The sequence below is a fragment of the Xanthomonas euvesicatoria pv. euvesicatoria genome (assembly GCF_020880415.1).
In the GTDB taxonomy this organism is placed as follows: Bacteria; Pseudomonadota; Gammaproteobacteria; order Xanthomonadales; family Xanthomonadaceae; genus Xanthomonas; species Xanthomonas euvesicatoria.
In genome coordinates this window covers 1-7,111 of record NZ_JAJIUJ010000052.1, presented here as the reverse complement: position 1 = coordinate 7,111, position 7,111 = coordinate 1, and the positions used below count along the sequence as shown (strand labels likewise).

The 7,111-nt window shown below is 64.8% G+C and carries 5 protein-coding genes; 4 read left to right on the top strand and 1 reads right to left on the bottom strand.

The annotated features are described in order from the left end of the window. Positions 1-478: 478 nt before the first annotated feature. Positions 479-1,513 carry an XC_2801 family transcriptional regulator gene (locus LN450_RS09485; RefSeq protein WP_005925689.1) on the bottom strand — a complete coding sequence of 345 codons (1,035 nt, stop codon included), beginning with the start codon at positions 1,511-1,513 and terminating at the stop codon, positions 479-481. A 127-nt stretch (positions 1,514-1,640) separates the two neighbouring features. On the opposite strand from LN450_RS09485, the gene LN450_RS09480 reads away from it, so the two are divergent. From LN450_RS09480 to LN450_RS09465, 4 genes are all read left to right on the top strand, one after another. After that, complete coding sequence (locus LN450_RS09480) at positions 1,641-1,868, top strand: hypothetical protein (protein ID WP_029819070.1); 228 nt, start codon at positions 1,641-1,643, stop codon at positions 1,866-1,868. After that, entirely contained in the window at positions 1,865-2,638 is a 774-nt protein-coding gene (locus LN450_RS09475) for an SDR family NAD(P)-dependent oxidoreductase (protein ID WP_029819071.1), read from the top strand. The genes LN450_RS09480 and LN450_RS09475 overlap by 4 nt, the downstream gene beginning before the upstream one ends. Then, entirely contained in the window at positions 2,635-3,825 is a 1,191-nt protein-coding gene (locus LN450_RS09470) for an efflux RND transporter periplasmic adaptor subunit (RefSeq protein ID WP_011346941.1), read from the top strand. The genes LN450_RS09475 and LN450_RS09470 overlap by 4 nt, the downstream gene beginning before the upstream one ends. 178 nt (positions 3,826-4,003) lie before the next feature. Beyond that, positions 4,004-7,111: efflux RND transporter permease subunit (locus tag LN450_RS09465; RefSeq protein ID WP_228892762.1), on the top strand; the 3,108-nt coding region annotated here is incomplete at its 3' end.

Here is a 7,111-nt window from a genome sequence, read left to right as displayed (position 1 = left end):
TCGAGTTGGTCGCTGTATTTGTGCAAGCGATAGATGCGTTCGCTAGCGATTCAAGGAGGCGCGGCTAGCTCGCGGTGCTCAGGCGAGAAGGTATCTCCATCCCCTTTCCTACGATGGGCCGCTTTCCGCGCGACCGACCAACGTTCTGGTGCGGTGTCCTCGCCGCTTGGAACCGTTGGCGGCATGGGTGCCGCCATCGAGCCCCCATGGATGGGTTGACGGCGTGTCCCGCGAGCGGCGAGGGCACCGCGCGCGACCGAGTCGGCTTTGCGCTCATCGGGTGATCGCATCCGACGACGCCACGACGGACGTCTCGATCTTTTCCAACTCACCGCTGACGGCAATGAGATCATTTGCAAAGCGACCGAGCTATCGTCGGCTGTACGCGTGTGGTGACAGAGATGCATTCACTGGGTTGCATCGATGAACTTATGGACTGCGCCAGACGGCAACCACCGCCGGCGCAGTCGATCCGGCACTACGCCGTGACGTTTTCCAAGATTCGCTTGCCTTCGGCACGCAACTCCGCGTCTGCGCCCACTTCGACTTTCGCATCGTTGTCGGCCTTTTGTGCGGCCAGGCGGGCAGGGCACTGCGCCATCATGTAATCCGCATCGAAATTCATGCGCGTCACCAAAAAGTCCACGAACGCCCGCACTTTCGGCGACACCAATCGGCCGCCGGCGAACACCGCGTTGAAGTCCACCTCAGGCCCGGTCCAACCGGCCAGTACGCGACGCACCAGGCCCGATTGCACGAACGGTTTGGCCATCACATCGCCAGTCAGCAACAGGCCTTCGCCGCACAACACCGCACCGTTGAGCGCGGCCGGATCGTTGGCCACCATCAGCGGATTGACCGGGAAATCGCGTACATCGCTGCCGTCGCTGAGCGACCAGAAAAAGCGGTTGTTGTGCACGTTGCGGTTCTTGCGCAAGGCGAGCGTGCGATGGAATTGCAATTCGTCCGGATGCAGCGGCTCGCCATAGCGTTCGATGTAGGAGGGGCTGGCGAACACCTGGGTGCGCAGGCTGCCGAGCTTGCGCGCCACCAGATTGGAGTCGGGCAGCGCGCCAACGCGCAATGCCAGATCGGCTTCACCGCCGATCAGGTCCAGCTTCTCGTTGCCCAGATGCATGTCCAGCTGGATTTCCGGGTATTGCGCGTGGAATTCGCCCAGCAACGGCGCGATCCAGGTAATGCCCAGCGAATACGGCACGGTAAAACGCAGCCAGCCACGCGGGCCCGATTGCAGCTGTCCCACCGCGCTTTCGGCTTCTTCCAGTTCGCGCGCGATGCGCTGGCAATGTTCGTGGTACACCGAGCCGGCTTCGGTCAGGCCGATGCGGCGGGTGGTTCGATGCAACAGGCGCGCACCCAACCGGGTTTCCAGTTCCTGCACCTTGCGGCTGACGGTGGTCTTGGGCAGGCCAAGCGCATTGGCGGCGGCGATGAAGCTGCCTTGTTCGACCACCTTGACGAAGATCAAGGTGTCGTTGAGATCATGAGTCATGGGATGCCTTCCGGGGTCAGGAGGGATTAGACCGCTTGCGGGACGATTATTCCCCTAAATCCGGACTAATCAAGTGCTGCTTTGAAGCCTAACTTATGCGGCATCCCCTCTATGCAGGAGCACGGCCATGTGGTTGTGCAACGTTTTCGGCGTGTCTTCCAGTCAGCGCAGTGCAATCGAAAGCGCCTTCGATCCGGTCGTTTCCACGGAAAAACGGTCGTACGGCAGTGCCTTGCGCGAATTCTCCAGCTCGCCACGGCGGCAGGCTGGCGGCGCGCCTGCGCAGCGGACTGGACTGCAGGCGCGCTGGGCACGCCGTGGAATTATCCCGATCTCGGGAGCGAAAATCCCATGAGCGGGATGGTTCAATCCGAGACGGCCGTCATTGGCGGCGCGGGCAACGTGGGCATGGGCATCGTCTCTGCATTGCTGGATGCCGGTATGCCAACGGTGGTGATTGGGCGCGACGCCGCCAAGCTGGACGCACTGCGTGCGCAGCACGGTCACTCCCCGCTGCTGGACATCGTGCAGGGATCGGTGGCCGACGATGCATCTGCGCAGCGCCTGGCCACCGAACTGGCCCAGCGGCACCGACCGCTGGGCGCGGTGATCGCCAGCCTGGGCAGCCCGCCCAAGGCTGGGCGGCTGGTGGATCGGCCGGTGGCCGCCCTGCGTCGTCGCCTGGAGCGCGACGTGCTGCCGCATCTGGCTGCCGCCCGTCACCTGCTGCCGCTGCTGGCCGAGGCCGACGGCGGCGGCCGCTATCTGCTGCTCGGTAGTCCGTGCGCGCTGCGCGCCTGGTCGGCGCATGGCGATCGTTCGGTTGCGGCCTCAGCCACCCGCATGCTTGCCCAGGTGTTGCACGAGGAAGCCAAGCCGTTGGGCGTCCGCGTGCAGTTGCTCTCGGTCGAACAGCCGGTCTGCACGCCCGGCCGCGCCAAGGACGCCTGTCCGGAATGGATCCGCGCCGTGGACGTCGGCCGCGCCGCTGTTTCCCTGATTGCCGGGCCTGGCCAACCCGGACAAGCCATCGTGACCGTGAGTCGTCGCCCGCCGGCCGCACCGTCGGCCAGCCGGCTGGCCGGTCTGCAATTTCCCATCCCCACCCGAGAGATTTCCCCATGACCACGAACGCCACCCCGTTCCGTTTTCCCTTGCGTACCGTGTTGGCGGGCGCCGTGCTTGCGGTCGTGCTCGCCGGCTGCGGCAGCAAGGCCGCCGAGACCGGCGCACCGCCGCCGCCCAGCGTCAGCGTCGCGCCGGTGTTGATGAAGCAGATCAGTCAGTGGGACGAATTCAGCGGCCGCATCGAGCCGGTGGAAAGCGTGGAACTGCGTCCGCGCGTGTCCGGCTATATCGACAAGGTCAACTACACCGAAGGTGCAGAGGTGAAGAAGGGCGATGTGCTCTTCACCATCGATGAGCGTAGCTACCGCGCCGAGTTCGCGCGTGCCAACGCGGCGCTGGTGCGTGCCCGCACCCAGGCCACGCTGGCACGTAGCGAAGCCACGCGCGCACGCAAATTGTCCGAGCAGCAGGCCATCTCCACCGAAACCTGGGAGCAGCGCCGCGCCGCCGCCGATCAGGCCGATGCCGACCTGCAGGCCGCCCAGGCCGCGGTGGACACCGCCAGGCTCAACCTGGATTGGACGCGCGTGCGCGCTCCCATCGATGGCCGCGCCGGGCGTGCGATGGTCACCGCCGGCAACCTGGTCACGGCCGGCGACAGCGCCAGCGTGCTGACCACCCTGGTGTCGCTGGACAAGGTATTCGTCTACTTCGATGCCGACGAAGGCACCTTCCTGCGCTATTCGCAGATGGCCCGCAACGGCGAGCGCCCGGACGAACGTGGCGGCGAGTTGCCGGTGCGGATCGGGCTGGTCGGCGAGCAGGGCTTCCCGCACACCGGTCGCGTGGATTTCCTGGACAACCAGGTGACCCGCAGCACCGGCACCATCCGCGTGCGTGCCGTGCTCGACAACGCACAGCGGCAATTCACGCCGGGGTTGTATGCGCATGTGCAGTTGCTGGGCAGCGGCCAATTCAAGGCCATGCTGGTGGACGAAAAGGCCGTGCTGACCGACCAGGACCGCAAGTACGTATATGTGGTGGACAAGGACGGCAAGGCGCAGCGCCGCGATGTGGAGCTCGGCCGCAGTGCCGATGGCCTGGGCATCGTGCGTAGCGGCCTGGCCGCCGGCGACCGCGTGGTGGTCGATGGCGTGCAGAAGATCTTCATGCCCGGCATGCCGGTGGACGCCAAGACCGTGGCCATGGCGCCGGCGGCGGACAAGCGCACCGCTTCCAACTAGGGATCGCCAACGCGCGTTGCGCGCTGTCGCGCCTGCCTGGCGACAGCGCACCACCTGCAATGGCTGTACTGCTGTATCGCTGCATCGCAGCTCATGACTGCCGGCCTCGTCATCAGGCCGGCCCGGGGCCGCTGTGCCGCGCCGCCACCCGGCGGCAACCTCTTTCAGGACCATCCCAATGGACTTTTCCCGTTTTTTCATCGACCGGCCGATCTTTGCCGCGGTGCTGTCGATCATCATCTTCGCGGCCGGCCTGATCGCCATGCCGCTGCTGCCGATCAGCGAATACCCAGAAGTGGTGCCGCCGAGCGTGCAGGTGCGCGCGGTGTATCCGGGCGCCAACCCCAAGGTCATCGCCGAGACCGTTGCCACGCCGCTTGAGGAAGCCATCAACGGCGTGGAAAACATGATGTACATGAAGTCGGTGGCCGGCTCGGACGGCGTGCTGGTGGTCACCGTGACCTTCAAGCCCGGCACCGATCCGGACCAGGCGCAGGTGCAGGTGCAGAACCGCGTCAGCCAGGCGCAGGCGCGTCTGCCCGAGGACGTGCGTCGCCAGGGCGTGACCACACAGAAGCAATCGCCGACGCTGACCATGGTCGTGCATCTGACCTCGCCCAAGGGCAAGTACAACTCGCTGTACCTGAGCAACTACGCCACCTTGAAGGTCAAGGACGAGCTGTCGCGCCTGCCGGGCGTGGGACAGATCCAGATCTTCGGTGCCGGCGACTACGCCATGCGCATCTGGTTGAACCCGGACAAGGTGGCCGCACGCGGGCTCACCGCCAGCGATGTGGTCGCCGCCATCCGCGAGCAGAACGTGCAGGTCTCCGCCGGCCAGCTCGGCGCGGAACCCATGCCCAACAAGAGCGATTTCCTGCTCTCGATCAATGCGCAGGGCCGCCTCACCACCGAAGAAGAGTTCGGCAACATCGTCATCCGCAGCGGCAACAGCGGCGAGATCGTGCGCCTGAGCGACGTGGCGCGCCTGGAGCTGGGCGCCGGCAACTACACCCTGCGGTCGCAGCTGGACAACCAGAACGCGGTGGGCATGGGCGTGTTCCAGTCGCCCGGTGCCAACGCGATCGAATTGTCCGATGCGGTGCGCGCCAAGATGGCCGAACTGGAAAAGCAGTTCCCGCAGGACATGGCATGGTCGGCCGCGTACGACCCAACCGTGTTCGTGCGCGATTCGATCAGCGCGGTGGTGCACACGCTGCTGGAAGCGGTGCTGCTGGTGGTGCTGGTGGTGATCCTGTTCCTGCAGACCTGGCGCGCTTCGATCATTCCGTTGCTGGCGGTACCGGTGTCGGTGGTCGGTACGTTCGCTGCGTTGTACCTGCTGGGCTTTTCGATCAATACGCTGAGCCTGTTCGGTTTGGTGCTGGCGATCGGCATCGTGGTCGACGATGCGATCGTGGTGGTGGAAAACGTCGAGCGCAACATCGAAGAAGGCCTGAGCCCATTGGCGGCTGCCCATCAGGCCATGCGCGAAGTGTCCGGGCCGATCATCGCCATCGCGCTGGTGCTGTGCGCGGTGTTCGTGCCGATGGCGTTCCTGTCGGGCGTGACCGGCCAGTTCTACAAGCAGTTCGCGGTGACCATCGCCATTTCCACGGTGATTTCGGCGATCAACTCGCTGACCTTGTCGCCGGCGTTGGCGGCGATGCTGCTCAAGTCGCACGACGCGCCCAAGGATGGTCCGTCGCGGTTGATCGACCGTTTGTTCGGCTGGTTGTTCCGCCCGTTCAATCGTTTCTTCAACACCAGCTCGCACAAGTACCAAGGCGCGGTGTCGCGTGCGCTGGGCAAGCGGGGTGCGGTGTTCGTGGTGTACCTGCTGCTGTTGGTCGGTACCGGTTTCATGTTCAAGCTGGTGCCGGGCGGCTTCATTCCGACCCAGGACAAGCTGTATCTGATTGCGGGCACCAAACTGCCGGAAGGGTCGTCGCTGGAGCGCACCAATGAGGTGATCCGCCAGATCACCCAGATCGCGCTGCAGACCGACGGTGTGGATCACGCAATCGCGTTCCCGGGCCTGAACCCGCTGCAGTTCACCAATACGCCCAATACCGGCACGGTGTTCCTGACGCTCAAGCCGTTCAGTCAGCGCAGCCGCACCGCCGCGCAGATCAATGCGGAAATCAACGCACGCATCAGCCAGATCCAGCAGGGCTTCGCGTTCGCCTTCATGCCGCCACCGATTCTTGGCTTGGGCCAGGGCTCGGGCTACTCGCTGTACATCCAGGACCGTGCCGGCCTGGGCTATGGCCAGTTGCAGAGTGCGGTCAATGCGATGTCCGGTGCGATCTCGCAAACGCCGGGCATGCAGTTCCCGATCGGTACCTACCAGGCCAACGTGCCGCAGCTCGATGCCAAGGTCGACCGCGATAAGGCCAAGGCGCAGGGCGTGCCGCTGACCAATCTGTTCGACACGCTGCAGACCTATCTGGGTTCGTCCTACATCAACGACTTCAATCGCTTCGGTCGCACCTATCAGGTGATCGCCCAGGCCGATGGACAGTTCCGCGATAGCGTGGAAGACATCGCCAACCTGCGCACGCGCAACGCCAACGGCGACATGGTGCCGATCGGCAGCATGGTCACGCTGGGCCAGACCTACGGCCCGGACCCGGTGATCCGCTACAACGGCTACCCGGCCGCCGACCTCATCGGCGAAGCGGACCCGCGCGTGCTGTCGTCCACCGAGGCCATGCAGAAGCTGTCCAGCATGGCGCCGCAGGTGCTGCCCAACGGCATGAACATCGAGTGGACCGACCTGAGCTATCAGCAGTCCACGCAAGGCAACTCGGCGTTGATCGTGTTCCCGATGGCGGTATTGCTGGCGTTCCTGGTGCTGGCTGCGCTGTACGAAAGCTGGACCCTGCCGCTGGCAGTGATCCTGATCGTGCCGATGACCTTGCTGTCTGCGCTGTTCGGTGTGTGGCTCACCAATGGCGACAACAACGTGTTCGTGCAGGTGGGTCTGGTGGTGTTGATGGGCCTGGCCTGCAAGAACGCGATCCTGATCGTGGAGTTCGCCCGCGAGCTCGAAATGCACGGCAAGGGCATTGTCGAAGCCGCACTGGAAGCCTGCCGCCTGCGCCTGCGTCCGATCGTGATGACCTCCATCGCCTTCATCGCCGGCACGGTGCCGCTGGTGTTCGGCCACGGTGCCGGCGCCGAAGTGCGCTCGGTCACCGGCATCACGGTGTTCGCCGGCATGCTGGGTGTGACCTTGTTCGGCCTGTTCCTGACTCCGGTGTTCTACGTGGCGCTGCGCAAG

Coding starts and splice junctions, on each gene's coding strand:
- LN450_RS09485 (WP_005925689.1), bottom strand. CDS start 1,513: ATGACTCATGATCTCAACGACACCTTGATCTTCGTCAAGGTGGTCGAA.
- LN450_RS09470 (WP_011346941.1), top strand. CDS start 2,635: ATGACCACGAACGCCACCCCGTTCCGTTTTCCCTTGCGTACCGTGTTG.
- LN450_RS09480 (WP_029819070.1), top strand. CDS start 1,641: ATGTGGTTGTGCAACGTTTTCGGCGTGTCTTCCAGTCAGCGCAGTGCA.
- LN450_RS09475 (WP_029819071.1), top strand. CDS start 1,865: ATGAGCGGGATGGTTCAATCCGAGACGGCCGTCATTGGCGGCGCGGGC.